Source organism: Streptomyces lasiicapitis (assembly GCF_014646335.1).
GTDB classification, from domain to species: domain Bacteria; phylum Actinomycetota; class Actinomycetes; order Streptomycetales; family Streptomycetaceae; genus Streptomyces; species Streptomyces lasiicapitis.
This window is the reverse complement of record NZ_BMNG01000018.1, coordinates 185,925-212,381: the sequence shown is the minus strand read 5'-3', so window position 1 is coordinate 212,381 and position 26,457 is coordinate 185,925. Positions and strand designations below refer to the sequence as shown.

General features: G+C 72.3%; 19 protein-coding genes. 9 read left to right on the top strand and 10 right to left on the bottom strand.

Annotated elements, in window-relative coordinates; genetic code table 11:
* Positions 1 to 27 precede the first annotated feature (27 nt).
* Positions 28 to 1,644, bottom strand: coding sequence for an L-lactate permease (locus IEY91_RS34650; RefSeq protein WP_164324339.1), 1,617 nt, complete (start codon positions 1,642 to 1,644; stop codon positions 28 to 30).
* A 234-nt stretch (positions 1,645 to 1,878) separates the two neighbouring features.
* On the bottom strand, positions 1,879 to 2,256 hold the full coding sequence (locus IEY91_RS34645; protein WP_164324337.1) for a DUF3499 domain-containing protein: 378 nt from the start codon (positions 2,254 to 2,256) through the stop codon (positions 1,879 to 1,881).
* Positions 2,257 to 2,566: 310 nt separating this feature from the next.
* On the opposite strand from IEY91_RS34645, the gene IEY91_RS34640 reads away from it, so the two are divergent.
* Positions 2,567 to 3,034: a metallopeptidase family protein gene (locus IEY91_RS34640; RefSeq protein ID WP_189177002.1), complete on the top strand. Its 468-nt coding sequence runs from the start codon at positions 2,567 to 2,569 to the stop codon at positions 3,032 to 3,034.
* Positions 3,035 to 3,267: 233 nt separating this feature from the next.
* On the opposite strand, the gene IEY91_RS34635 is transcribed toward IEY91_RS34640, so the two are convergent.
* From IEY91_RS34635 to IEY91_RS34625, 3 genes are all read right to left on the bottom strand, one after another.
* Positions 3,268 to 4,761, bottom strand: coding sequence for a DUF5719 family protein (locus IEY91_RS34635; RefSeq protein WP_189177001.1), 1,494 nt, complete (start codon positions 4,759 to 4,761; stop codon positions 3,268 to 3,270).
* A complete protein-coding gene (locus IEY91_RS34630; RefSeq protein ID WP_189177000.1) occupies positions 4,758 to 8,483 on the bottom strand; it encodes a glycosyltransferase family 2 protein in 3,726 nt (1,241 codons plus the stop codon). The genes IEY91_RS34635 and IEY91_RS34630 overlap by 4 nt, the downstream gene beginning before the upstream one ends.
* A 205-nt stretch (positions 8,484 to 8,688) precedes the next feature.
* Positions 8,689 to 8,952 (bottom strand): WhiB family transcriptional regulator, encoded by a 264-nt coding sequence (locus IEY91_RS34625; RefSeq protein WP_016642094.1) that lies wholly within the window; start codon positions 8,950 to 8,952, stop codon positions 8,689 to 8,691.
* 807 nt (positions 8,953 to 9,759) lie between these two features.
* Here IEY91_RS34625 and IEY91_RS34620 point away from each other — a divergent pair.
* The 3 genes from IEY91_RS34620 (at position 9,760) to IEY91_RS34610 (ending at position 12,800) form a co-directional block, all read left to right on the top strand.
* Positions 9,760 to 10,263: a cysteine dioxygenase gene (locus IEY91_RS34620; RefSeq protein WP_164324332.1), complete on the top strand. Its 504-nt coding sequence runs from the start codon at positions 9,760 to 9,762 to the stop codon at positions 10,261 to 10,263.
* Positions 10,264 to 10,296: 33 nt separating this feature from the next.
* On the top strand, positions 10,297 to 11,253 hold the full coding sequence (cofD, locus tag IEY91_RS34615) for a 2-phospho-L-lactate transferase (RefSeq protein WP_164324330.1): 957 nt from the start codon (positions 10,297 to 10,299) through the stop codon (positions 11,251 to 11,253).
* 113 nt (positions 11,254 to 11,366) lie between these two features.
* Positions 11,367 to 12,800 (top strand): coenzyme F420-0:L-glutamate ligase, encoded by a 1,434-nt coding sequence (locus IEY91_RS34610; protein ID WP_268240943.1) that lies wholly within the window; start codon positions 11,367 to 11,369, stop codon positions 12,798 to 12,800.
* Positions 12,801 to 12,877: 77 nt separating this feature from the next.
* Here the strand turns inward: IEY91_RS34610 and IEY91_RS34605 are convergent, their stop codons facing one another.
* The 3 genes from IEY91_RS34605 to IEY91_RS34595 form a co-directional block, all read right to left on the bottom strand.
* Positions 12,878 to 13,888, bottom strand: a complete 1,011-nt coding sequence (locus IEY91_RS34605) for a DNA-3-methyladenine glycosylase family protein (protein ID WP_189176998.1) — start codon at positions 13,886 to 13,888, stop codon at positions 12,878 to 12,880.
* A gap of 208 nt (positions 13,889 to 14,096) precedes the next feature.
* Positions 14,097 to 15,179, bottom strand: coding sequence for a mannose-1-phosphate guanylyltransferase (gene manB / locus IEY91_RS34600; protein WP_164324285.1), 1,083 nt, complete (start codon positions 15,177 to 15,179; stop codon positions 14,097 to 14,099).
* Positions 15,180 to 15,275: 96 nt separating this feature from the next.
* The gene (locus IEY91_RS34595; protein ID WP_189176997.1) at positions 15,276 to 16,775 is read right to left on the bottom strand and encodes a peptidoglycan recognition protein family protein; all 1,500 of its coding nucleotides are present in this window, start codon (positions 16,773 to 16,775) and stop codon (positions 15,276 to 15,278) included.
* Between the two features lie 159 nt (positions 16,776 to 16,934).
* On the opposite strand from IEY91_RS34595, the gene IEY91_RS34590 reads away from it, so the two are divergent.
* The 4 genes from IEY91_RS34590 to IEY91_RS34575 all read left to right on the top strand — a co-directional run bounded on the left by IEY91_RS34590 (position 16,935) and on the right by IEY91_RS34575 (position 23,074).
* Positions 16,935 to 17,687, top strand: coding sequence for a TIGR03089 family protein (locus IEY91_RS34590; protein WP_189176996.1), 753 nt, complete (start codon positions 16,935 to 16,937; stop codon positions 17,685 to 17,687).
* Positions 17,688 to 17,868: 181 nt separating this feature from the next.
* Entirely contained in the window at positions 17,869 to 19,233 is a 1,365-nt protein-coding gene (locus IEY91_RS34585; RefSeq protein ID WP_373288089.1) for an LCP family protein, read from the top strand.
* A 236-nt stretch (positions 19,234 to 19,469) separates the two neighbouring features.
* Positions 19,470 to 21,272: an LCP family protein gene (locus IEY91_RS34580; RefSeq protein ID WP_189176995.1), complete on the top strand. Its 1,803-nt coding sequence runs from the start codon at positions 19,470 to 19,472 to the stop codon at positions 21,270 to 21,272.
* A gap of 140 nt (positions 21,273 to 21,412) precedes the next feature.
* Complete coding sequence (locus IEY91_RS34575; protein WP_189176994.1) at positions 21,413 to 23,074, top strand: LCP family protein; 1,662 nt, start codon at positions 21,413 to 21,415, stop codon at positions 23,072 to 23,074.
* 65 nt (positions 23,075 to 23,139) lie between these two features.
* On the opposite strand, the gene IEY91_RS34570 is transcribed toward IEY91_RS34575, so the two are convergent.
* The gene (locus IEY91_RS34570; RefSeq protein ID WP_491583874.1) at positions 23,140 to 24,210 is read right to left on the bottom strand and encodes a glycosyltransferase family 2 protein; all 1,071 of its coding nucleotides are present in this window, start codon (positions 24,208 to 24,210) and stop codon (positions 23,140 to 23,142) included.
* Positions 24,211 to 24,347: 137 nt separating this feature from the next.
* Between IEY91_RS34570 and IEY91_RS34565 the strand changes: the two genes are divergently transcribed.
* Complete coding sequence (locus IEY91_RS34565) at positions 24,348 to 25,826, top strand: LCP family protein (RefSeq protein WP_229697422.1); 1,479 nt, start codon at positions 24,348 to 24,350, stop codon at positions 25,824 to 25,826.
* A gap of 39 nt (positions 25,827 to 25,865) precedes the next feature.
* Here IEY91_RS34565 and IEY91_RS34560 read toward each other — a convergent pair whose 3' ends face one another.
* Entirely contained in the window at positions 25,866 to 26,414 is a 549-nt protein-coding gene (locus IEY91_RS34560) for an acyl-CoA thioesterase (protein ID WP_164324275.1), read from the bottom strand.
* Between the last annotated feature and the right edge of the window lie 43 nt (positions 26,415 to 26,457).

The window sequence follows — 26,457 nt, the reverse complement described above, 5'->3', positions numbered from 1 at the left end:
GCAACTTCAGGGAGGCTCAGGGAAGCCTCAGGGCAGCATCCAACCCAGCACCGGCGTGCTCTGGCCGACCACGATGAGACACATCACCAGAAGCAGCCCGAGGCTCCAGGGCAGCACCTTGCGCAGCAGGTCGCCCTCCTTGCCCGCGAGGCCGACGGCCGCGCACGCGATCGTCAGGTTCTGCGGGGAGATCATCTTGCCGAGGACGCCGCCCGAACTGTTGGCGGCGGCGAGGAGTTCGGGCGAGAGCCCCGACTGTTCGGCGGCCGTCACCTGGAGCGAGCCGAACAGCGCGTTGGCGGAGGTGTCCGAGCCGGTGACGGCGACGCCGAACCAGCCGAGCACCGGCGACAGGAAGGCGAGGCCCGCTCCCGCGTCGGCCACGAAGTGCCCGATGGTGGCGGCCTGTCCGGACAGATTCATGACGTACGCGAGCGCCAGGACGCTGGTGACGGTGAGGATCGCGAACCGCAGTTCGCGCACGGTCGCCACCCACTCGCGCACCGCCACGCGCGCGTGGACACCGAGAACGGCCGCCGTGCCGACGCCCGCGAGCAGCACGAGGGTGCCGCCGGTGGACACCAGCGGCAGCGAGAAGACGTTGCCGCCGACGGGGTCGCCCGCCGGGTCGCCGACGTTCAGGAAGGGCCAGTCGAAGGCGCGGGTCGCCTCGGCGAGGAAGTCCTTCACGGGCGGGATCTGCGCGATCGAGAAGATCGCGACGATGAGGGCGTACGGGGCGTAGGCGCGCAGCACGTCCGCGCGCGGATCGTCGTGGTCCAGGTCTTCGCTGCGTACGCCGGTCAGGACCGCGGCCCGGACGGGCTCGGCGGCCGGTTTGCGGGCGCCCGGCACCGCGACGAGCGCGCCCGCGCCCGCCAACGCGGCACCGATGTCGGCCAGTTGCGCGGAGACGTAGTTGGAGGCCGCGAACTGCGCGGCGGCGAAGGCGAATCCGCAGGCCGCGGCGGGCATCCAGGTCTCGCGCAGGCCGCGGCGGCCGTCCACGAGGACGACCAGGAGCAGCGGTACGACGAGGGCGAGCAGCGGTGTCTGACGGCCGACGACGGTGGCGACGGTGTCCAGCGGGATCCCGGTGACCTGGGCGAGCGTCACCACGGGGGTGCCCATGGCGCCGAAGGCCACGGGCGCGGTGTTGGCGACGAGGGCGACGACGGCCGCGCGCACCGGGTCGAAGCCGAGCGCGACCAGCATCACCGAGCAGATCGCGACCGGCGCGCCGAAGCCCGCGAGCGCTTCCAGGAGCGCGCCGAAGCAGAAGGCGACGACGAGTGCCTGGATGCGCGGGTCGTCGGAGAGGCGCCCGAAGGAGCGGCGCAGGATGTCGAAGTGCCGGGTGCGGACGGTCATCCGGTACACCCACAGGGCGTTGACGACGATCCACAGGATGGGGAAGAGCCCGAAGACGGCGCCCTGGGCGGCGCTGGAGGCGGTCTGGCCGAGCGGCATGCCGTACGCGAGCCAGGCGACGGCCGCGGCGACCGCGAGGCCGATGAGCCCCGCGCGGTGGGCCTTCATGCGGACGGCGCCGAGGAGCACGAGGACGGTGAGCAGGGGCAGGGTGGCGACCAGCGCGGACAGGCCGAGTGAGTCGGCTACGGGTTCGAGTTCCTGGACGTACACCAAGCCTCCCCGGACGTTCCGTTCCGTGACGCGGCAGCACAGAGCTCTTCCGCGATGCGGAAAGCGATCTCTCGCGACTGGGGGAATGGTCGTGTCCGCGCCAACGGCCCGTCAATGGGGCGTGCGGGGCGGGTTGTTCAAGGGTGAATAACGGGTCTCTACGGAGACATCGTTCGGCATCTACGGAGGCGCCTTCAGGCCTACGGAGACTTCAGGCCTCTACTGAGACGTCGTTCAGGACTCCGGCGAGCGCAGCACCCGCAGGTGCCCGCGGCGCGCGACCTCCATCGGGTCCGCTCCCCGCGCCCCGCTCCCGCCGGCCTCCGCCGCCCGCTCCTGCGGCCGTGCGGCCTCCCGCACGGCGTTGGCGAGCGCTTCCAGGTCGTCGCCGCTGGGGCGGGACGGGCCCGAGCCGTCGGCGAGGCGGACGACCTCCCAGCCGCGCGGGGCGGTGAGGCGCTCGGAGTGCTCTGCGCACAGGTCGTAGCAGTGGGGTTCGGCGTAGGTGGCGAGGGGGCCGAGGACCGCGGTCGAGTCGGCGTAGACGTACGTCAGCGTCGCGACGGCGGGACGGCCGCAAGCGGTGCGCGAACAGCGACGTACAGGGCTCACGACGTTGGACGGTACCGCACTCTTGAGCGGGCCGCGACGACTCTCCCCGAGGTCACTCCCCCGTGTCGTGCCGTGATCCCACGCGCGGAGCCGTCCGTGAGCGCGGCGCTGACCTGCGGTGACGCGTGGGACCAGGGGGGTCGGTGGTGTTGAACGCGGTCACCACTCGGTACAAATCCGGCCAATCGTCGCGAGATCGGCGGTCCCGGAGAGACGCGCAATCGAGCCCAAGCTTGGCTGGAATGGTCAGGAAGCGACATGCCGTGCTCCGTGCGGAAAGGGCGATCTCGAGGACTACGCTTCCCCAGTGATGGACGACCCCGTACAGCCCCGCTCCACCGATCCGAGGCCCCGCCGCCGCGACCGCCACGGCAGGGGCATGCGTGGCCCTGTGGCGCCTCCGCAGGTGCCGCTCTCCGCCAGCCGCGCGGAGGCCTTCACCGACCTCGTGCAGGACTCCGTGGAGCGGCTTGAGCGGCGCTGGCCGCAGCTCACCGAGATCGACTTTCTCGTGCTCGACGTTCCGCCCACTTCCGGTGGGGTCGGTGAGGGCGGTACGGACGACGACTGGGGGGCCGGGACTGTGCCGCTCGGGGGGACGATCAGTGCCTCCGAGGGGCGGCCCGCGCGTGTCGTCATCTACCGGCGGCCGGTCGAGATCCGCACCAAGGGGCGGGATGAGCGGGCCGCGCTCGTCCACGAAGTGGTCGTGGAGCAGGTTGCGGAGTTGCTCGGGCTTTCGCCGGAGTCTGTGGATCCGCGGTACGGGGAGGAGTAGGGGGCCCTGCGGGGCTTTCCCCAATCCCGCCCCTTCCCGAAACCGGGGGCTCCGCCCCCGGACCCCCGTATCGGCCTGAACGGCCTCGTCCTCAAACGCCGGACGGGCTGAAAAGAGCCGGGGCGGGGTGAAGGTCCGGGGTGGGTGGGACAGACCCCCGCCGAATCGCCGCTCCGCGCCTCGTCCTCAAACGCCGGACGGGCTGGAACGTCGCCGGAACAGGCCGTCACCGTCTACTTCTGCAGGACCTCCAAGTCCTGCTCCGCCTCCGGCACCGAAACCGTCCCCCTGTCGTCCGGCAGCGTCTGGATCGTGAACATGGGGATGCCGTTCTCGGGGAGTTCCAGGGTGCGGGCCGCGTGCACCGGGCCGCCCGACTCGGGTTCCACGGTGAGGGCGTAGGGGCCCTTGAGGCCGGAGGGGACCGGTGGGGCCACGGAGAGCGTCGTGCCGCCCTTGACCGTGTACGTCTTCGTGACGGGGTCCCCCGCCTCCGCGCCGGGGGACGCGGTGACCTTGACGCGGGCCGTCTTCCCGGGGGCCACCAGGGAGAGCGTGGAGCCCTTCGCGCGGTTGTCGGCGGCGGTGGCGCGGTCGCCCACCGGGGCGGTCGCCGGGATGAACGCCGTCTCCTGCTTGTCGCCCTTGCCTCGCGTGACGCGCAGTGCGGCCACGACGGGAACCGCCTTCTCCGTAGGAGTCAGGAGCAGTGAGCCCGCCTCGCCCTTGGTGACGTCGCCGAGGTCGATGGCGGCCGTCATGCCGGCCTTGACGTGCAGCGTCTCGTGGCCGGCCGGGGTGATGGGGCCCGTGGGCGAGGCGAGCCGGACCTTCAGGTCGGCGTCGTCGGCGCCGGGTGCGAAGGCGACCAGACGGACCGACGTGGCGTCCTCGGGAATGCCGGGCAGGACCAAGCTGGGGGCGGGATCGGTGGACGCGGGCAGCCAGTCGCCGCCGAGCTTGTCGTCCGAGGAGTGCACGGCGGCGGCCACGCGCCCGCTGCGGGCGACGACGTGCATCGCGAGGTTGGTGTGCGGCTTGCCGGTGAGCGTGGACAGCAGCACGGGGACGCTGGAGTGCGGCTGGATCTGGATGGACTGGCCGACGTCGGCCTTGATGCCGCCGTCGGGGCCGTACAGCTCGACGTCCACGACGGCCGCCGAGTCGTCCGGGTTGGTCAGGTGGATGTAGTCGCTGCGGCCCTTGGCGGTGCTGGCGCCCGGGAACCAGAACTCGGTGTCCGGGGCGACGCAGTTGGCGCCCTGGACGCCGCGCCCGGAGCCCGCGCTGACCGTGGTGGTCTGCTGGACGGTCCAGCCGGGCGCGAGGGTGCCGTCCGCCCTGCCGACGAGCGCGGGCGCCTCGGCACCCGACTCCTCCCCGGTCACGGGCTTGCCCGGTGCCTTCTGGGACAGGAACGGCTTGGTGTCCTTGTGCTTGCCCTTGCCGCCCTGGGGCGCGTCCGTCAGCTCCTTGGGCGCGGGCAGCAGCTCGGCCTTGCCGCCGCTCCCGGCGCCGCCCGAGGAGGGCGTGAACGCCGTGTAGCTCGTCTCGGCGAGGTCGGAGGTGCTGGGCTCCGGGCACAGCAGGCTGGTGCGCTCCACGGGCAGCCGCTTCGCCGCCTTCGCGCCGTCGTCGTCGCCGTCGGGGGCGTTGACCGAGGCGAAGCCGGTGACGGCGGCCAGGGCGGCCGCGACGGCGATCAGGGACACGGTGGTGCGGTTCACTGCTGGCTCCCGTCGGGGCGCTCACTGTCGGTACCGGGCGGAGGCTGCCGCGGCATCGGCGGGGGCTGCTGGGGCTGCTGGGTGTAGGACGCGGCGTCCTGCTGGGCGTAGGCGGGGTCCGTCGGGTCGTACGTCTGCCCGTAGCCCTGCTGCTCGCCGCCGTACGCCCCTCCGTAGGCGTACGGGTCGTACTGACCGCTCTGGGGAGCGCCCGCCTGGTACGGATCGGCCTGGTACGGCTGCTCGTAGGAGCCGTACTGGCCGCCCTGGTAGGGCTGTTCGCCGCCGTACGTGCCGTAGTCGGCGCCGCCCGCCGGGGCGGGGGTCTGCCACTCGTCGTACGCGGGCGCCTGGGCCGGGACGGCGCCCAGGCCCTCCTCGTCCGGTGCGGCCGCCCGGCCGTCCTCCCCGGCCTGTTCGCTCTGCGCGCGCAGCCTGCGGGCCCTGCGGCCCTCGCCGGTGACCGGCTGTGCGGGCACCACGGGCTCCTCGGGCAGGTCGTCGTCGACGTCGCGGCGCCGGCCCGGCAGCGCGAGGACGACGAGGACCACGGCGAGCGCGCCCTGCGTCCACAGCCAGGCCGTGTGGGCCGCCGGCGACTCGTACGTGACGTCGAGGCGCCCGCCGGACGCGGGCAGTTCGAAGCCCTGCGCCCAGCCGTCCACGGTGGTGCGGGTCAGCGCGTGGCCGTCCAGGGTGGCCGTCCAGCCCGGGTCGGCCGAGTCGGCCAGGCGCAGGACGCGGCCCTCCTGGCCGTCCGCGATCTTCGTGTGCAGCTCGACCGGGCCCGCGGCGACCGGCTCGGGGTCGCCGGTCTTCGGGACCACGGCCGCGCGCGCGACCTGCCGGTCCACGCGCCACAGGGCGCTGCCGTCCTCCTGGCTGAGCCGGGTCAGGCCGGGGGTCGCGTCCAGGGTGCGGCTCAGTTGGCGGGGGGCTCCGTCGCGTACGAGGACGTAGCGCACCGCGTAGCCGCCGAGCTGGTCGGCCTGGTCGGCGCCGGAGCCCGCGAGGAGCCGGGCCACGATCCGGTCGAGCCGTCCGTCCGTGCCGTCCGCCGCGGCGAGTTCGGCGTCTCCTAGGCGGGCGCCCGCGCCGCGGACGAGCGTGTACGACACCTCGGCGGCCGATGCGCTGTCCAGGACGAGCGTGCGGGCCTGGTCCTGGGTGCCGCTCTCCTCGGCGACGAACGCGGGCACCTGCACCGGGTCGCGCCGCTCCACGGGCCCGTCGGCGCCGCCGATCATCCACCCGGCGGCGGCCAGCAGCGGGCCCGCGGCCGCGGTGAACGCGATCAGCGCGGCCACCGGCTGGCGCCAGCCGAAGCTCTGTTCGGCGACACGCGCGCGTGCCCCGTCGGCGCCGAGCGCGGCGGCGGACAGGAGCGCGATGCCGTACGCGAGCGTGGCCGGGCCCGCCCACGCCGAGCCGTTCGACAGGGCCGCGAAGACCAGCGCCACGAGGGCGACGGCCCAGGCGGTGCGGACCGCGGCCTGCCGCTCGCCGCGCAGGAGCGCGCCGAGGGCCGCGAGGACGATGCCGATGAGCAGCAGCCCGCTGACCGTGCCGGGCCCGCCGGGGCTGGCACCGAGCAGGTCGAGGGCCGACGCGGCCCCCGTGCCGTACTCGAGACCGGCCTCCTTGAAGAAGCCGAACGGCAGCAGCGAGAGCGACCACGGCGCCAGGAGCAGCAGCGGTGTGCCGAGTGCCGCGAGGAAGCGCAGCCCGTACGCGGTGATGTCGCCGCGGCGCACCGCGAGCAGCGCGAGGCCGAGCACGAGCGCGATGGGCCACACGATCGGCGTGAAGGCCGTCGTGACCGTCAGCAGCAACGCGTACGCCCACGTGGCGCGCCAGCTTCCGCGCGCGCCGTCCGCAGCGGCCAGGCCGCTCGCCGAGACGCCCGCGCGCGCGATGAGCGGCAGCAGGATCGCGAGGACGGCGGTGCCGACGCGCCCGCCCGCGAGCGCGCCCGTGGCGGCGGGCAGGAAGGCGTACGCGACCGACGCCCACGCGCGCAGCAGGCGCGACGCGACGAGCGGCCGGGACGCGAAGTACGCGGCGAAGCCCGCGAGCGGCACCGCGCCGACGAGCAGCACGGTGACGGCGAGCCCGGTGGAGCCGAACAGCAGGGACGACAGGAAGCCGAGGATCGCCAGGTACGGAGGCGCCGCCTCGGTGCCGCCGATGCCCACGGGATGCCAGCCGTCGAGATAGCGCGACCAGAGCCCGGAGGCGTCGGCGGGCGCGGGCAGCAGCGCCCCGCCCGCGAGGGCGCCACCGCCGAGCAGCGCCCTGCAGGCGATCAGGGAGGCGAACAGCAGCACTACGAAGAGCACCGGTCCGGGCTTGCGGGCGACGCGCTTGAGGCGGGCGAACTGCTCGATCTCCAGGAAGTCGGCGTCGTCGCCGCCCGGTCCCGACTCGACGACGCCGTGCCGTCCGGCCGCGGAGACCTCGGGGTCGGAGCGGCCGACGAGGTTGCTCGCGACCTGTTCGACGGTGGCGCGCACCGTGGCGCCGGGCGGCGGGAACAGCGGCCGCATCTCGCCCGCGTCGACGACGGGCCTGCCGCGCCTCTTGCGGCCCGCGAGGATCCGCTCGGGCCGCAGCAACGTACCGAAGAGACCGGCGACTTCGTCGAGGGCCTGTCCGGGGGCCTTGCCGACGAGGTAGGCGAGCGTACGCAGGACCGTGCCGAGGACGAGCCGCACGAAGACCCAGGGCAGCACGGCCGTGCGGGAGTTGACGAGGAGGGTGTAGGCCGCGCCCGCCTTGTCCACGCGGTGCGGCGAGGTGGCCGTGCGGCCCACGCAGTCGACGGTGCGGCGCTCGCGCGAGGACGCCTCGGCGTGCCGCACGACGGCGTCCGGGGCGACCAGGACGCGGTGTCCGGCCGCGTGCGCGCGCCAGCACAGGTCGACGTCGTCACGCATCAGGGGCAGGCGCCGGTCGAAGCCGCCGAGCCGCTCGAAGACCTCGCGCCGGATCAGCATGCCCGCGGTGGACACGCACAGGACGGGCCGCACGTGGTCGTGCTGGCCCTGGTCCTGCTCACGGCGGTCGAGGCCGGTCCAGCGGCGTCCGGAGTGGGCGATGGAGGTGCCGACTTCGAGGAGCTGCCTGCGGTCGTACCACCCGCGGAGCTTGGGGCCGACGATCGCGACCTCGTTGCCCGCCTCGCGCTCCGTCTCGACGGCGCGCAGCAGTTCGGCGAGGGCGCCGGGCTCGGGCGCGCAGTCGTCGTGCAGGAGCCACAGCCACTGCTCGGGCTCGCCGTGCGGGAGCTCCGGCATGTCGTACGTCTCGTCGCGCCAGGTGCGGCTCACGGGGTCCCAGCCGCTGGGGCGCTTGAGGTAGGGCAGGTCCTCGGGGGTGAGCACGGCCGCCGTGCGGACGGCCTCCTCGACGGCGGTGCCGAAGCCGGAGCGGCGGGCCAGGTGCAGCACGCGGTCGGGGCCGAGGGCCTCGGTGAGCAGCCGGGCGGAGTCGTCGGCGCTGCCGGTGTCGGCGGCGACCGCGTTCTGTACGGGGCGGTCCTGGCCGAGCAGCCCCGCGACGGCGTCGGGCAGCCAGCGGGCACCGTCGTGGGAGACGAGCACGGCGGTCACGACATGCCGCGGGAACTCGGGTGGGCTTGCCGGGTCGAACCCGGCCGCGCGGGACGGATCGAACCCGGCGGCAGCGCCTTCGTGGCCTGCCTGGTGGCTGTGCACGGACATCGAGGTACGGGCCCCGGTTCGCTGGACTGCGGTGGACGCCCGCGCCCCCCTGGGGACGCTGTGGCATCTCGGACGGGGCCCCACACTAACGGCTGGCACCACAACAGCCCGCCGCCTGTGGATAACCCTTGGGCGACGGGCTGTTCGTTGCGCAGTGTTAAGGGGGGTGTGTGCCGTGTGTGCCGTTTGACGGGCCGGCCGGGGCTCAGACGGCGGCCTTCTTCAAGCGGCGCCGTTCACGCTCCGACAGGCCGCCCCAGATGCCGAAGCGTTCGTCGTTCGCAAGCGCGTACTCAAGGCATTCGGAGCGGACCTCGCAGGCGAGGCAGACCTTCTTGGCCTCGCGCGTGGAGCCGCCCTTCTCGGGGAAGAAGGACTCGGGGTCGGTCTGGGCGCACAGTGCGCGCTCCTGCCAGCCGAGTTCCTCGTCCGCGTCCTCGACCAGCAGTTCCTGAACCAGCTCGGTCATGTGCGCCCCTCGTCTGTCTTTGCGTCCCCGTGATGCTGCCGTTACCGATTTCGGCTGAACGACACGAGTGAAATTACAAGTGCGCCGATCCGGGCCAGTCAAGCCGAGATCTGCTATTGGGCCCCTTATTCACTCTGCGGAACCAAGGCTTTGCGGAAAGTGTTCAAATCTACCTAAATCGTGACACTCTCCAGCGGCCCATCCGGCACCCGCTGCGTCATGAGCACGCGATGACACCCGATGGCACTCGATGACACCCATTGACAGGGACGCCACGGCACTCACTCCCGTTGCATCGGACGTCACCGAAGCGAACCGGATCACATTCGGATCACAGGATCACAACGGAGGTCGAGCGCCGGTTGACGCGCCGGTTGACACTCCCGCGAGCGCCGGTTGGGACGGCATGTGTCCCAGGAGACGACTGCACAAACCTTTCGCCGGACAGGGGAACCGGATGGGGTGAACATGGTCCACATTTCGGACATAGAGTTGACACCAGAGGTGTGAGCCGCTGTCCTGGTGGGCATGCTCGCGAACTTGGCGCTTTCCGTGACCCGCACTGGCGGGTCTTCCGGTGCTGCCCCCGCGCGCTGTCGCTGTACGTGTACGGGTGCCTGTATGCGCGCCTGTTCCAGCTGTTGAGGCGTCCCGCCTCCGGCTGCTGAGCCACACCCTCCGTACAGCTCGTTCTCTCCTTCGTACGACTCCGACTCCGTAGGACTCGTATCCACAGGACGCGTACGACCCCTTCTCTTCTCTGTCCTGCGACACCCCAGCACTCATACGTTGAGGAACCACCGCACCATGAACAGCGACAGCGACCTCCAGATCGCCGGCGACATCCTCGAAGTGCCGCACCTGCTCCAGCCCGCGCGCGAGCACCCCGTCACCGTGGCCGAGTTCGCGGGCCTCGCCCGCGCCATCGCCGCCGACCGCTCCCAGTGGGAACACCTCGTCGAGTACGACGCGGCCAGCCGCTGGTACCACCGCCTGCGCACCGGACCCGGCTACGAGGTGTGGCTCCTGTCGTGGGTGCCCGGGCAGAGCAGCGGGCTGCACGACCACGGGCGCTCCAGCGGCGTACTCACGCTCCTGGAGGGCGAGCTGACGGAACGTACGGAGCGCGGCACGCGCGCCCTCGGCTCCGGCGCGCAGCGCGTCTTCGCGCCCGGGTACGTCCACGAAGTCGTCAACGACTCGCTCGAACCGGCCGTGAGCCTGCACGTGTACTACCCCGGCCTGACCGAAATGCCGATGCACACCGCCCGTTGCGAGGCCCGCGCGCCGCAGGATCCCGTGACCGCCTGACACGATGTCGTACCCGCCTGCGATGCTGGGCGCATGCGCATTGTGGTTCTGGCCGGCGGCATCGGCGGCGCCCGTTTCCTCCGCGGCCTCAAGAAGGCCGCGCCCGACGCGGCGATCACGGTCATCGGCAACACCGGTGACGACATCCACCTGTTCGGCCTGAAGGTCTGCCCTGACCTCGACACGGTGATGTACACGCTCGGCGGTGGCATCAACGAGGAACAGGGCTGGGGCAGGACCGACGAGACCTTCAAGGTCAAGGAGGAGCTCGCGGCGTACGGCGTCGGGCCCGGCTGGTTCGGGCTCGGCGACCGGGACTTCGCCACGCACATCGTCCGCACGCAGATGCTCGCCGCGGGCTATCCGCTCAGCGCCGTCACCGAGGCACTGTGCGAGCGCTGGCAGCCCGGCGTGCGGCTCATCCCCATGTCGGACGACCGCGTCGAGACGCATGTCGCCGTCGAGGTCGACGGCGAGCGCAAGGCCGTGCACTTCCAGGAGTACTGGGTGCGGCTGCGGGCCTCCGTCGACGCGCACGCGATCGTGCCCGTCGGCGCCGAGCAGGCCAAGCCCGCGCCCGGCGTCCTGGAGGCCATCGCCGACGCGGACGTCGTGCTCTTCCCGCCGTCCAACCCCGTCGTGAGCGTCGGCACGATCCTCGCCGTGCCCGGCATCCGCGAGGCCATCGCCGAGGCCGGGGTGCCCGTCGTCGGCCTCTCCCCCATCGTCGGCGACGCGCCCGTGCGCGGCATGGCCGACAAGGTCCTCGCCGCCGTCGGCGTCGAGACGACCGCCGCCGCCGTCGCCGAGCACTACGGCAGCGGGCTTCTCGACGGCTGGCTCGTCGACACCGTGGACGCGGGCGTCGTCGAGCGCGTCGAATCGGCCGGCATCCGGTGCCGGGCCATCCCGCTCCTGATGACGGACGAGGACGCCGCCGCGACCATGGCGCGCGAGGCGCTGACGCTGGCGGAGGAGGTACGGGCGTGAGTCGGGCCGAGGGCGGTTTCGGATCGGGATCCGGTTCGGGTGAGGTCGAGGGCTCGGGTGAGGTCGAGGGCTCGGGTTCGGGTTCGGTCTTCGGGGCGGGGGTGCCCTCGGGAGTGGAACGGCCCGGCGGGGTGCCGGCGTTCCGGGTCTGGGCCATGGGCGGGGTGCCCGAGGTGCGGCCCGGGGACGACCTCGCCAAGCTGATCGCCGCCGCCGAGCCGGGGCTCGCCGACGGGGACGTCGTGCTCGTCACCTCGAAGATCGTCAGCAAGGCCGAGGGGCGCGTCGTCGCCGCGGCCGACCGGGAAGCGGCGATCGACGCGGAGACGGTACGGGTCGTGGCCCGGCGCGGCACGCTGCGCATCGTCGAGAACCGGCAGGGGCTCGTGATGGCCGCCGCCGGGGTCGACGCCTCCAACACCCCCGCCGGAACGGTCCTGTTGCTGCCCGAGGACCCCGACGCGTCCGCCCGCGCCGTCCGCGCGGGCCTGCGGGCCGCGCTCGGCGTCGACGTCGGCGTGATCGTCACCGACACCTTCGGGCGGCCCTGGCGCGAAGGGCTCACCGACGTCGCCATCGGCGCGGCGGGCGTCCGGGTCCTCGACGATCTGCGCGGCGGCGTGGACGCGTACGGCAATCCGCTGAGCGCGACCGTGGTCGCCACCGCCGATGAGCTCGCTGCCGCGGGGGACCTCGTGAAGGGGAAGGCCGCGGGGCTGCCGGTGGCGGTGGTGCGGGGGCTTGGGCATGTTGTTGTCTCGCGGAGCGCTGAGGGGCCGGACGCTCCGGGGGCACTCGGCGGCACCGAACTCGGTGCGAAGCAGGGCAAGTTGGACACCGACGAGGAGGGCACCCAAGAGGCGGACGCCCACGAGGCGGGGGCCGAGGACCGTGGGGCCCGGGATCTCGTACGGAGCGCTCGGAACGACATGTTCCGGCTCGGTACGTCCGAGGCGGTGCGGGAAGCGTTGTCGCTGCGGCGGACCGTGCGGGAGTTCACCGACGAGCCCGTCGACCCCGGCGCCGTGCGGCGGGCCGTCGCGGCCGCCGTCACCGCGCCCGCGCCGCACCACACGACTCCCTGGCGGTTCGTGCTGCTCGAGTCGGCCGACTCGCGGGTGCGGCTGCTCGACGCCATGCGGGACGCGTGGGTCGCGGACCTGCGGCGGGACGGGAAGTCCGAGGAGTCGATCGCTCGGCGGGTGCGGCGCGGTGACGTGCTGCGCAACGCTCCCTGTCTCGTGGTGCCTTGCCTGGTGATGGACGGGGCTCATACGTACGGGGACGCGCGGCGGGACGGGGCCGAGCGCGAGATGTTCGTCGTCGCCGCCGGGGCCGGGGTGCAGAACTTCCTTGTGGCGTTGGCCGGGGAGCGGCTGGGGTCCGCGTGGGTTTCGTCGACGATGTTCTGCCGGGATGTGGTGCGGGGCGTTCTTGGGCTGCCGGAGGGGTGGGATCCGATGGGGGCTGTCGCGGTGGGGCATGCGGCTTCGCCGCCGGTTGGGCGGGTGGGTCGTGTGGTGGAGGACTACGTAGAGGTGCGGTAGTTCCCTGCGTCGACGGGCTGAGATGTGCGGGCTGAGCGGCTCGGCTGCGCGTCAAGGCTGCGTTGCCGCCTTCGGCGTCACAGGGCCGCGATGTTGCCCCTCGGCATGCGTGGTTCGCGGCGGGGTGGGGTGTGGCCGCTCAGGAGGATCAGGCGGGCTGCTCGGTGGCGTTGGCCCTTGTAGGGGGTGAGGAGTTCCAGCATGCGGGTGTCGTCGGCTGTGCGGTCGCCTGCGAGGGCGTAGCCGATGATGCCGGGGAGGTGGAGGTCGCCGACCGTCACCTCGTCGGGGGCGCCGTTGCTGCGCTGGACCGTTTCCGCGGAGGTCCAGGGGCCGATGCCGGGGATCAGTTCCAGGCGGGTGCGGGCCGCCACCGGGTCCATCGCCGCCGCCTCCTCCAGGCGGGGGGCCACCCGGGCCGCGCGCAGGATCGTGGACGCGCGCTTGTCGTCCACGCCCGCCTTGTGCCACTCCCAGGACGGGATGCGTGACCAGGTGCGCGGGTCCGGCATGACGTGCATGCGGGCCTGCGCGGGGGTCGGTCCTGGAGCCGGTTCGCCGTACTTGCGGACCAGGAGGCGCCAGGCGCGGTACGCCTCGTCCGTCGTGACCTTCTGCTCCAGGATCGACGGGATCAGGGTCTCCATGACCAGGCCCGTGCGGAGCAGGCGCAGGCCCTGGCGGCGGCGTTCGGTGTGGGCGAGGAGGCGGTGGCGGGGTACGAACGCCGTCGGGTCGTCCTGCGCGCCGAGGAGGTCCGGGAGGCCGTCCAGGAGCCAGTCCGCGCCCTCGCCCCAGGCCTCCGCTTCCGCCTCCGCCGTGCCCGCGCGCAGGGCCACGCGGAGGGTGGCCGGGCCCTGGGGGGTGCGGGTCGCTCGCCAGACGGAGCCGTCGGGGGTGGTGCGGAAGGTGGGGTCCGCGGGGCCCCTGCGGAGGGGGCCGAGGGTGAGGCTCAGGTTCAGGGGGGCGGGGGGTTTCCAGGTGCGGGTTGCCGCTGCGGTGTTCTGGCGGGGGACGCCCCGTGGGATCGCCGTTTCGCCGCCGCGCACGGTGGTGCGTGTGGGGCGCGGTGCGAAACGGGACGACATCCGTCGAGGGTACGGGGTGGGGCCTCGCGGTGCGCCCCAGTCCCGCCCCTTCTCCGAAACCAGGGGCTGCCGCCCCTGGACCCCGCCATGCATGGGGCTGCGCCCCTCTCCCCGCAATCGCTCGCTTCGCGGCTCGTCCTCAAACTCCCCCAAGCTCTTAAAGAGCAGGGGGGACCCCCTCGACGGGCTGAAATGCGGGAGGACTCCCCTACTGGTCGGAGGAGAAGCGGACCGCTCCCGCAGGGAGTCTGGCTTCGCACCACACGCGTACGCCGTCCCGCAGCTCGTTGTCGGCGCCGACGTACGCGCCGTCGCCGATCACCGCGCCGGTGAGGACCGAGCGGGCCCCCACGGAGGCGCGGGCGCCGATGAGGGAGTCGGTGATGACGGCGCCGGGCTCGATGACCGCGCCGGAGAGCACCGTGCTGCCGACGAGTCGCGCCCCCTCGCCGACGACGGCGTCCTCGCCGACCACCGTGCCCCCGGTGAGCTTCGCGTCCGCGGCGACCTGGGCGGAGGGCAGGATCAGGCGGTCGCCGCAGCGGCCCGGGACCGCGGGCGACGGGGCCCGGCCTAGGACCAGGTCGGCGGAGCCGCGGACGAAGGCCTGGGGGGTGCCGAGGTCCAGCCAGTACGTGGAGTCGACCATGCCCTGGAGATGGGCGCCGGAGGCCAGGAGGTCGGGGAAGGTCTCGCGTTCGACGGAGACCGGCCGACCGGCGGGGATCGTGTCGATGACCGAGCGCCGGAAGACGTACGCACCCGCGTTGATCTGGTCGGTGACGATCTCCTGGGGGGTCTGGGGCTTCTCCAGGAAGGCGGTGACGCGGCCGGTCGGGTCCGTGGGGACCAGGCCGTACGCCCTCGGGTCGGACACCTTGGTGAGGTGCAGGGACACGTCCGCGTCGACGCGCTCGTGCTCGGCGACCAGGGCGCGGATGTCCAGGCCCGTGAGGATGTCGCCGTTGAAGATCAGGACGGGGTCCCCGGGGGCCGAGCGCAGCCGCGGGGCGACGTTGCGGATGGCGCCGCCGGTGCCGAGCGGCTCCTCCTCCGTGACGTACTCGATGTGCAGGCCGAGCGCCGAGCCGTCGCCGAAGTACGGCTCGAAGACCTCCGCGAGATAGGAGGTGGCGAGGACGATGTGGTCGACGCCCGCCGCGCGGGCCCGCGCCAGCTGGTGGGTGAGGAAGGGGACGCCCGCCGCGGGGACCATCGGCTTGGGCGTGTGCACCGTGAGCGGCCGCAGCCGGGTGCCCTTGCCGCCGACCAGGAGGATCGCTTCTGTCACCTGTCGTCTCTGCTTCCTGCTGGGGCCGGCCGACGTTGCGTGTCGGCCGGCCAGTGTATGCAGACGTACGTACGGACCGTGCGGGGCGACCGGACCTCAGCGGCCCTGGTAGCGGGCCGAAGCGGACCGAGCCGTTCCGAGCTTGGAGTACAGGCGGCGGCCAGGGCACTCGGTGGCGAATCCGTCCCGGTGGCCGGAGATCACCTTGAGCCTGACGGTGCTGCCCTTCTTGTAGAGGTTCCCACCGCCCGACGTGAGGTATGTGGCTCCGCGTGGATTCGCGCCGAACAGGCCGAGCTTCCACGCGGTGAGCTTCGCGACGCCCGTCACCGCGGCCTTGGGTGGGCTGGCGTTGGTGAACGATCCGAGGACGGCGATGCCCATGCTGTTGGTGTTGAAACCGAGAGTGTGCGCGCCGAGGACCGCCTTGGCCACACCCCCCGCACGGCCTTCGTAGATGTTCCCGCACTTGTCGACGGCGAAGTTGTAGCCGAAGTCCCGCCAGCCGCTGCTCCTGACGTGGTAGCGGTAGATACTGCGCAGGACGGAGGGCGACTGCGAGCAGCTGTAGTTGTTGCCGGTCGCGCTGTGGTGCACGAAGGCCGCCTTGACGGTCCTGGTGTACGCGAAGTTCCGCTCGCGCAGGCCCTCGTCGGCGCCCCAGCCGCGCCGCGTGACGATCCGCGGGCGCGGGCCGATGTACGGCTTGGCCCTGGCGGCGTCGCCGCCCTGCGCGGCGATCAGGTCCGCCTCCGTCTCGGCCTTGCTGAGCGCGGGGACGGCGTCGGCGCCCAGCGGCGCGAGGTCGGCGTTCACGGCGGAGGCGGCCGCGGCCTCGGCGGTCATGCGGGCGGCCGCCGCGGTGTCCGTCTGGCCGGGCTGGTCGCGGCCGGGGACCTGGAGGGCGCCGTCGGCCTTCGCGGGGGCGCCCTGCGCGGTGTCGGCCCGGGGGTCGGCCGGCGGTGCCGGATGCTCACCGGGGTCGACGAGTTCGAGGCGCAGCCCGGCGGGGAGGGCGAGCGTCTGGTCCTGGGGCCGCGCGTGCTCGGGCTGCGCGTGCTCGCCCGATCCCGACTCGGGCCGCCCCTGCTCACCCGCCCCCGTCCCGGCCCGTGCCCGCTCGGCCGGCCCCGCCTCCGGCCGCACCCGCACCTCCACCCCGTCCGAGTCCCCGACCCACAGCGGCGCCGTCGACCCGCGCACCCGGCCCGAGTCGCTCTCGGGCGTGCCGGGGTCGGCCGCGTGCTCGTGGTTGTGCGTCTCGACCTCCTGCCAGGAGGACCAGGTGGCGGTGCCGGTCCCGCGGGTGCGCACCTGGACGCTGCCGCGCAGTTCGACGGCCGGGTCGTCCCAGACGACACCCACCAGGGAGAACGGGCGTACGTCGCGCCGGGCCAGGCCCTGATCGCGGAGCGCGGAAGGACCGCCCGCGCGGTCGCCGCCGAGTGGTCCGAGCGGCAGCGACTGGGTGGAGCCGGGCAGCGAGTCCGCGGCGGGCCGCGTCACGGCCGCGGTCGGGGAGGACGTCAGGGCGAGGGGCAGGGCCAGTGCCGCGGCGCAGGTGACACCGATCGAGGAAGCAAGGAATCGACGCATACAGACGATAGTTGGCATACCAGGTCATATCTGTCCATCGGGGGCATCTGCTGACACCTGCCCACCTGACGGACCGTCGGCCCGCGAGCCGCCGAACCGGTGTCCCCAACTGGGCCGCCCACAGGGGCGGCACGCGGCCGCCCGCGTACCCTTGCGGCCGTGAACGCCAACGACCGCACCCCTGCCGACCTGCTGCGATCCGCGCTCGCCGCGGACCCGGCCCGCCCGCTGGTCACGTACTACGACGACGCCACCGGCGAGCGCGTCGAATTGTCCGTGGCCACCTTCGCCAATTGGGTGGCCAAGACCGCCAATCTGCTCCAGGGCGAGCTGTCCGCCGAGCCCGGCGACCGGCTCGCGCTGCTGCTGCCCGCGCACTGGCAGACGGCGGTGTGGCTGCTCGCCTGTTCGTCCGTGGGCGTGGTCGCGGACGTCGGCGGCGACCCGGCGACGGCCGACCTCGTGGTCAGCGGCCCGGACACGCTGGACGCGGCGCGCGCCTGCTCCGGCGAGCGGGTGGCCCTCGCCCTGCGCCCCCTCGGCGGCCGCTTCCCGCAGCCTCCCGAGGGCTTCGCCGACTACGCGGTGGAGGTGCCGAGCCAGGGGGACCGGTTCGCCGCGTACGCACCCGTGGACCCGGACGAGCCCGCGCTCGCCGTCGCGGGCCTTGAGCCGACCGGCGCCGAGCTGGTGGAGCGCGCCCGCGCCGACGCCGCCGAGCTCGGCCTCGCACCCGGCTCCCGGCTGCTCTCCGCCCTCCCCTACGACACCTGGGACGGCCTCAGCGCCGGGCTGTACGCGCCGCTGGCCGCGGGCGCTTCCGTGGTCCTGTGCCGCCACCTCGACCGGCTCGGCGAGGGCGGCCTGGAGAAGCGGATCGAGAGCGAGCGGGTGACGGCGACGGCGCGGTAACCGCTGCCGGCGGGGCCCGCGGCCCTCTCGGCCGGGCACCGGGCCCCACCCGCCCGATGTCCCCCGTTCGGCCCAGCGGAGCCCCTGGCCCGCAGGCCCCCCGGCGCGCGCAGGTCCATGGTCGTAGGAGCGAGCAGAGCGACCAGCGCACCGACCGCAGCCACGAGGGGTGGACCGACCCGTGACCGACACCGCGCGCACGCCGTCCGAGCCGGGCGAGGGACCGGCCGAGGCCGTGTCCGCGCCCCGCGAGGCGACGTACGCGCCGGGCACGGGCGCGAGTCCCACCGGGCGCGGCTCGCGCCGCCGCAGGCTGCGCTGGCTGCGGTACGCCGCGGTCGTCACCGCCGTCCTCGTGCTCGCCGCGGGCGGCCTCGGCTGGGCCGCGTACAACAAGCTCAACGGGAACATCACCAAGGACACCACCGCCGCCGCCGAGCTGGAGCGCTACGAGAAGGAGCGGCCGACGCCGCTCGTGCACGACGCACAGAACATCCTGCTCATCGGCTCCGACAGCCGCTCGGGACCGGACAACCGCAAGTACGGCCGCGATCCCGGCACTCAGCGCTCGGACACCACGATCCTGCTGCACCTGGCCGCCGACCGGCAGAGCGCGACCGCCGTGTCGCTGCCGCGCGACCTGATGGTGGACATCCCCAGTTGCCGCCGCCCGGACGGCTCCCGCACCCGTGCCCAATTCGCCCAGTTCAACTGGGCGTTCGAGTTCGGCGGCACCGCGTGCACGATCCGTACGGTGGAGAAGCTCACCGACATCCGCGTCGACCACCACATGGTCGTGGACTTCGCCGGGTTCAAGGACATGGTCGACGCGGTCGACGGCGTACAGGTCTGCCTGAAGAACCCCATCGACGACCGCGGCGCGAAACTGCGCCTCCCGGCCGGCGCGCAGATGCTCAACGGCGAGCAGGCGCTGGGTTACGTACGCGCCCGCAAGTCCCTCGGCAACGGCAGCGACACCGAGCGCATGGACCGTCAGCAGGAGTTCCTCGCCGCGCTCGTCAACAAGGTGCGCAGCAATGACGTCCTGCTGAATCCGACGAAGCTCTATCCCGTTCTCGACGCGGCCACGTCGTCCCTGACGACGGACCCCGGACTCGCGAGTCTGCGCGGTTTGTACGAACTGGTGCGCGGGGTGCGCAATATCCCCACAGAACGGGTGCAATTCCTCACTGTGCCGCGCCGTTCATACACCTATGACGCGAATCGCGACGAGTTGGTCGAGCCCGCCGCGGAGGCGCTCTTCACCCGGCTCCGGATGGACGAGCCGGTCCAGGTGGCACGCGCGGCGACGGCGGAGACGTACGAACGTGCCGCCTCCAAGTCGTACGAGGACGCCGCCGACAACAGCGCCGACGGCGCCGAAGACGCGTACGAAGAAGGGGAGTCGGAGGACTACGAGGACGCCGCGTACGACGAGGACGACGGGGATTCCTGGAGCGACGAGAAGCCCGACGACCCGACGCACACCCCGAGCCCGGCACCCACATTCCGCGGCAACACGGCCGACCGGACGGCCTGCGAGTAAAAGGCAGGACAACTCCCGGACGCCGCTTCCCAAAGAAATTGGGTGGATTGCCCAGTTGTAGGGGCCCTGATGGGGAGTGGAATTTGTCACCGGCGTCGTTCGACGCTGAACTGGGCGGATAGTGTGAGCCGATCCGGTGTCCGGTCTTCGCGACCGCGCACCGCTGTACGACTGACCGAGCGCCTTCTTGAGGGGGGTAAGGCGCCGCGTGGCCCTGACGGAGGACGCAAACAACCGTGGACGCGCAAGGCCGTGGGCGGGCGGATGACATCGATCCCGCAGACCAGTGGGTACTGAACCCGCAGACCGGTGACTACGAATTGCGACTGAGCCCTTCCGCAGGGCAGTCGGCGCAGCCCGGAGTTCCCGGACCCCGGGGCACCGCGCCTCGGCCCGGTGCGCGCGGAGCCGGGCAGCCCGGCGGTCGGCGCGGCCGCGAGCCGGGACGTGAGCCGGGCCGCGACCAGGGCCGTGAGCACGGCAGCCGCGAGCACGGGCGCGACCAAGGGCGCGAGCAGGTGCCCGGTCAGCGCAGGCGGCGCGCGCAGCCGGAGGCGGCCGCGGGCGGCCGGCGCAAGCAGCGGCCCAAGAAGAAGAGCACCGGCAAGAAGATCGCGATCTGGTCGAGCGGCACGGTGGCCTTCGTGGTCGTCGCCGCAGCGGTGGGCGGCTATCTGTACTACCAGCACCTCAACGACAACATCACGTCCGTCTCCGACGACGGCGCCGGCACCGGCGGGTTCAGCAAGGACCGCGCCATCAACATCCTGCTCGTCGGCACGGACAAGCGCAGCGGCAAGGGCAACGACGGCTACGGCGACGAGGGCAGCGCCGGGCACGCGGACACCACGCTCCTGCTGCACGTCTCCAAGGACCGCTCCAACGCGACCGCGCTGAGCATCCCGCGCGACATGATCACCGACATCCCGGACTGCCCCACCAAGCAGGACGACGGCTCCACCAAGGACATCCCGGGCTCGCAGCAGGTCCGCTTCAACGAGAGCCTCGGCCAGAGCGGCCGCACGCCGAGCTGCGTCATGCGCACCGTCACCCAGATCACCGGCATAAAGCTCGACCACTTCATGGTGGCCGACTTCAACGCGGTCAAGACGCTGTCCAGCGCGGTCGACGGCGTGGACGTGTGCCTCGCCAAGGACATCGACGACCCCAAGTCGCACCTGAAGCTGTCCAAGGGCAAGCACAAGATCGAGGGCGAGGAGGCCCTCGCGTTCGTGCGCACCCGGCACACCGTGGGCAACGGCGGCGACCTCAGCCGGATCGAGCTGCAGCAGCAGTTCCTCAGTTCCCTGATGCGCAAGCTCAAGTCCGGGGGCACGCTGACCAGCCCGAAGAAGATGATAAGTCTGGCGGAAGCGGGCACGAAGGCGCTCACCGTCGACTCCAAGATCGCCGACATAATGAAACTCCGTGACCTGGGCATGGAGCTCGGCAAGCTCGACATGAAGAACCTGACCTTCGCGACGATGCCCGTGGACGACAACCCCGCCGAGAAGACACCCATCACGGTCGTCCCGAAGCAGCCGCAGGCCGACGAGCTGTTCTCGATGATGCGCGAGGACGTGTCGCTCACCGAGGTCAAGAAGAAGGAAAAGAAGGAGAAGGCCGCGGTGGCCGCCCGCCTCAAGGGCCCCAAGGCCGACCCCGCCGACGTACGCGTCGACATCTACAACGGCAGCGGCAAGACCGGCGCCGCTCAGGCGACTCTCAGCTGGCTGCAGAACAATGAAGGCGTGTCGAAGTCCAGCCAGCAGGGCAACGCGCCGAAGAACCTGCCCAAGACGACCCTCGAGTACGGCAAGGACCAGGCCGACCAGGCCCGGCGGCTCGCCCAGCTCATGGGGCTGCCCGGGGCCGCGCTGAAGCAGGGCGAGAGCGAGAAGAACGCGCAGGGGCTGCCCGCGATGGTGCTGACGCTCGGCGCCGACTTCAAGGGCGCGGGTCAGCCCATAACGGCTCCGTCGAAGGCGCCGGACGGCGTCCAGAAGGTTGAAGCCGACAAAACTGTGTGTGCCAAGTGACCTGAGGCGGTTGTTTCACGTCTCACAGAACGCCACACGTGGCGGCGGGCCGGCGACCGCCGCCACGTGTGCGGGCGGCGACACGCCGCAAGTCGCCATGGGGCGACCGCACTTGGGAAGCAGGGCGGGGAGGGGCTGGGATGGGGCAGAACAGTGTCCGTGGGGAGGGAGCGTCCGGCGGGGCGGGGACGCGGGACGGTTCGCCTGAGGAGGACTCCGGCGGGCGGGGCGGCTCCGAGGGGGCGGGTTCTCGTACGGACGGATCGGGTTCCCGTACGGAGGAGAAGCCCGGCAAAGGGGGGCGCGGCAGGCCCCCGAGACGCCGCAAGCGGCGCGTGCTGCGGTGGTCGGCGACGATCCTGTCGGTGCTGATACTCGGGACGGCCGGCGCCGGTTACCTGTACTACCAGCACCTGAACAACAACCTGGAGACGGACGACCTGAACCTGGGCGACCACCGGGCCCCCGAGCCCACGCCCAACTCCGCGGGCCAGACGCCTCTGAACATCCTCCTGATCGGCTCGGACGCCCGCGACTCCAAGGAGAACCAGAAGCTCGGCGGCGCCAAGGACACCTTCGGCGGCCCGCCGCTCGCGGACGTACAGATGCTCCTGCACCTCTCGGCGGACCGCAGCAACATGTCCGTGATCAGCATGCCGCGCGACACCCTCCTGACCATCCCCAAGTGCACCGACCCGGACGACGGCAAGGTGTACGAGGAGACGGGGCCGCGCTCGATGACCAACGAGTCCCTGGGCCGCGGCGGCCCCGGTTGCACGGTGGCCACCTGGGAGAAGCTGACCAACATCCACATCGACCACTTCATGACGGTCGACTTCTCGGGTGTGGTGTCGATGGCCGACGCGATCGGCGGTGTGCCCGTCTGCGTGGACAAGAACATCCACTCGCGCACCAGCCAGGGCAAGGGCTCGGGCCTGAAGCTGGAGAAGGGCACCACGAACATCAAGGGCGAGCAGGCCCTGCAGTGGCTGCGCACCCGCTACGGCTTCGAGGGCGGCACCGACATAGCGCGCGCCAAGGCCCAGCACATGTACATGAACTCGCTGGTCCGCACGCTCCGCGAGAACACAGGGCTGACCAGCCCCAACCGGCTGCGCAAGCTCGCCGAGAACGCCACGAGCGCGCTGAAGGTCGACCCGGGCCTCGGCTCCGTCATGAAGCTCTACGGCCTCGGCAACGAGCTGAAGAAGGTCTCGCCGGAGCGCACGACGATGACGACGATGCCGTTCGAGTACTCCGGTTCGCGGGTCGTGCCGAAGCCCGGCGACGCGGAGCAGCTCTTCCGTCTCGTACGCGACGACATCGCCCTCGACGGCAAGGACAAGCGCAAGCCGCCGAAGGAGAAGCTGTCGGACGACCCGGCGGCGCCGGACGGCGAGATCGCGCTCCAGGTGCAGAACGGCACCCGCACGGCCACGGAGCCCGCCGTCAGCGGCCGCGCGAGCGCCGTCGCGCAACTGCTCGCGGGCAAGGGCTTCGTGAAGGCGGCCCCGGACACCGCGACGTCGCTCACCGAGGGCAAGACGGTCATCCGCTACCCGAGCGTGGACCTGGAGGGCGACGCGCAGCGCGTCGCCAAGTCCCTCGGTCTTCCGCTGAGTTCGGTGAAGAAGTCGACGGACGTCTCCGGCATCACGCTGGTCGTCGGCGCCGACTGGCGCGACGGCGCGAAGCCGGAGAAGGCCGAGAAGCAGGACGACTCGACGCCCGACTCGGCGGACGCCCTGAACGGCTCCGACAAGCGGGCCTGCATGAAGGTGGACCCGAACTTCACCTGGTAGGGCGGGAGTTCGGGTCCACGCGAGCGCTGTGGTTGATTCTGGCGCAGCCCAGGAGGTCGGCCGGTTCAGGCCTCCTGGGTCTCCCCCAGGACCGCCGGGCGGCGCGAGGCGATGACCTTCTTGGCGAGCGAGCGCGGGCTGGTGAGGAAGCCCCAGCCCCACGACATGTGCATCGTCGCGAGTGCCACCGGGATCTGCAGCCGCGCCTTCAGCGGCAGGCCCTTGCCCGCCGGGACCGATCCCGCCACGATCGCGGCGAGATAGCCGCCGGGCACGACGAGGGCCCACGGCGTCACGAGCGCGCCCACGACCAGGCCCGCGGCGATCGCGCAGACGGCGACCGGCGGCGCGAGGTAGCGCAGGTTGATGGAGCCCTGGTGGTAGCGGGCGACGACGTGGCGCCAGCGGCCGTAGTCCTTGTACTGCTTGGAGAGGGCCTTGACGCTCGGCCGCGGGCGGTACGAGACCTTCAGCTCGGGCGAGAACCAGATGAGGCCGCCGGCCTCCCTGATGCGGAAGTTCAGCTCCCAGTCCTGGGCGCGGATGAACTCCACGTTGTAGCCGCCCTGCCGCTCCAGGGCCTCGCGCCGGAACACGCCCAGGTAGACCGTCTCGGCCTGCTGCGCGTCGCCGCCCGTGTGGAAGGCCGCGTTGCCGACGCCGATCTTCGACGTCATGGCGGCGGCGACCGCGTGCTCCCAGTCGTTCTGCCCCTCGGCGTGCATGATGCCGCCGACGTTCATCGCGCCCGTCTCCTCCAGGAGGCGGACGGCGGTGGTGATGTAGCCCGGCGAGAGCGCGGCGTGGCCGTCGACGCGTACCACGATCGGGTGGCGTGAGGCCTTGATCGCGGCGTTCAGGGCGGCGGGCGTACGACCCGTGGGGTTGGGGACCGTGTGCACCCGCGGGTCTTCCTTCACCAGCTCCGCGGCGATCTCGTCGGTGCGGTCGGTGGAGGGGCCGAGCGCGACGACGACCTCCATCTCGCCCGCGTACTCCTGCTGGAGGATCGCGTGCACGGCTTCACGCAGGTGCCGCTCCTCGTTGAGGACCGGCATGATCACGGATACGGCGGGGGGATGCACGTCGGACTTCAACTGCGCGGGATCCTTTTCTTGGCTCGGCCAGGGGTGCAGCGTCGGGCGTCACGTTACCGCGAATGGGGGACACGGGCGCGCGCCGACGGGGGCGCTGCCCCGGTCCGCAGATCGTATGGGCCTACGGTTCTGGGGTGCCCGGCCCAGGACCCTGAACCGCGGAGGTGTCCCCGCACGTGCCCACGCCGCCCCGCTCCCCCGCAAGACAGCCGCGTCCCCCGCGCCCGCCGCGCCCCCCGGCGGCGAGACCGGCCGCGCGGGCACGGCGGCCCCGCTGGGCCAAGCGGGTCGCGACCACCCTGTCCGTCGGGGTGCTCGCCGCGGCCGGCATCGGGCACTCGGTCGTCTCGGGCCTGGAGACCGGCATCGGCCGCGTCGACGCCTTCAGCAACATGAAGAACAGGCCCGAGTCCGGCAACGGCATGAACGTGCTGCTCGTGGGCACCGACGGGCGCGAGAAGATCAGCCGCGCCGAGCGCAAGAAGTACCGTCTGGGCGGCGCCCCGTGCCACTGCACGGACACGATCATGATCGTGCACATCTCGGAGGACCGGGACCGGGCGAGCGTCGTCAGCCTCCCCCGGGATTCGTACGCCGAGATGCCCGAGCACGTCGACCAGAACTCCCGCAAGCACCACCGGGCGCACCCGGTGAAGCTCAACGCGGCGTACGCGGAGGGCGGCCCGAACCTGACCGTGCGCACGGTCGAGAACATGACCAAGGTGAAGATCGACCACTATCTGGAGGTCGACTTCACCAGCTTCATGCGGACCGTGGACGTACTCGGCGGCGTCGAGATCTGCACCACCATCCCGCTGAAGGACTCCTACACGGGCCTGAACCTGCCGGTGGGCACCCACCAGCTGAACGGCGGGCAGGCGCTGCAGTACGTGCGCTCGCGGCACATCGACGGGGCCGCCGACCTCGGCCGGATGCAGCGCCAGCAGCGGTTCCTCGCGGCGCTCATCGCGAAGGCGACGAGCAGCGGCGTACTGCTGAATCCGGTCAAGTTCAACGACGTCACCGGGACCCTGTTGAAGTCCGTGCGGGCCGACAAGGGCTTCGGGACGACCGAGATGCTGACGCTGGGGCGGGCGATGCGGAACTTCTCGCCCAAGTCGTCGGAGTTCACGACGGTGCCGATCGGCAAGATGGGCTTCAAGGTGCCGGGCATCGGCTCGACCCTGAAGTGGGACCCCGTGAAGTCCAAGAAGCTGTTCCAGGCGCTGCGCGACGACAAGCCGCTCGCCCCGCACCGCGTGAAGCGCAAGGCCGCGCTTGTGCCGGTCTCACCGCAGCAGATCCGGGTGCAGGTGGACAACGGCACGGCGACGCCGGGCCTCGGCAAGCAGGTCGACGCGGAGCTGCGGCGCACCGGTTTCCGCACCACCAAGGTGCCGGGGACGGTGAAGCCGGCGCCGGGCGCCAGGTCCGTCGCCCGCACCGTCGTCGCCTTCGACCCGCGCTGGGACCGCTCGGCGAAGTCCCTGGCCACAGCCCTGCCGGGGTGCGAGATGCGCCCCGTCCGGGGGCAGGGGCCGCTCTTGAAGGTCATCGCGGGGACGGACTTCCGCGGCGTGCGGGCCGTACGCGCGGAGGACGCGTACCAGGGCGAGTTCGGCGCGGTGACCGGGGACCAGGTGGTGTGCTCGTAGCGAGGCGGTGGGGCCGTTGGCCTTGGCGGGCGCCTCGGGTCAGTCGTCGTAACCCTTCGCCGCGCGGGCCTCGCGCAGTTCCTTGATGGCGCGGCGGCGGGCCAGGCGGTGGGTGCGGCGGATCTGGGCCTCCTGGTAGCGGCGCCGGTCGCGGTCGGTCTCGGTGAGGACCGGCGGTACGAGGCGGGGCTTGCCGTCGGCGTCGACGGCCGCGAAGACCAGGTACGCGGAGCCGACCTGCTGAGCGGGCGTCGACTCGTTCCAGCGCTCGGCGAGGACCCGCACGCCGACCTCCATGGAGCTCCGCCCGGTCCAGTTGACCTGGGCCTTCACATGCACCAGGTCGCCGACGCGGACCGGCTCCAGGAACGCCATCTCGTCCATGGAGGCGGTCACGGCGGGCCCGCCGGAGTGCCGTCCGGCGACGGCGCCGGCCGCGTCGTCCACGAGCTTCATGATCACGCCACCGTGCACCGTGCCGAGGAGGTTGGTGTCGGCGTGCGTCATGATGTGGCTCAGGGTGGTACGGGACGCCGAGGTCGGCTTGCCCTGAATCGTCGATTCCGAGCCGGTGGCCAGATCTGTCATGCACTCCACCCTATGTCGGGACGCGCCCGAACCTGTGTCGGGC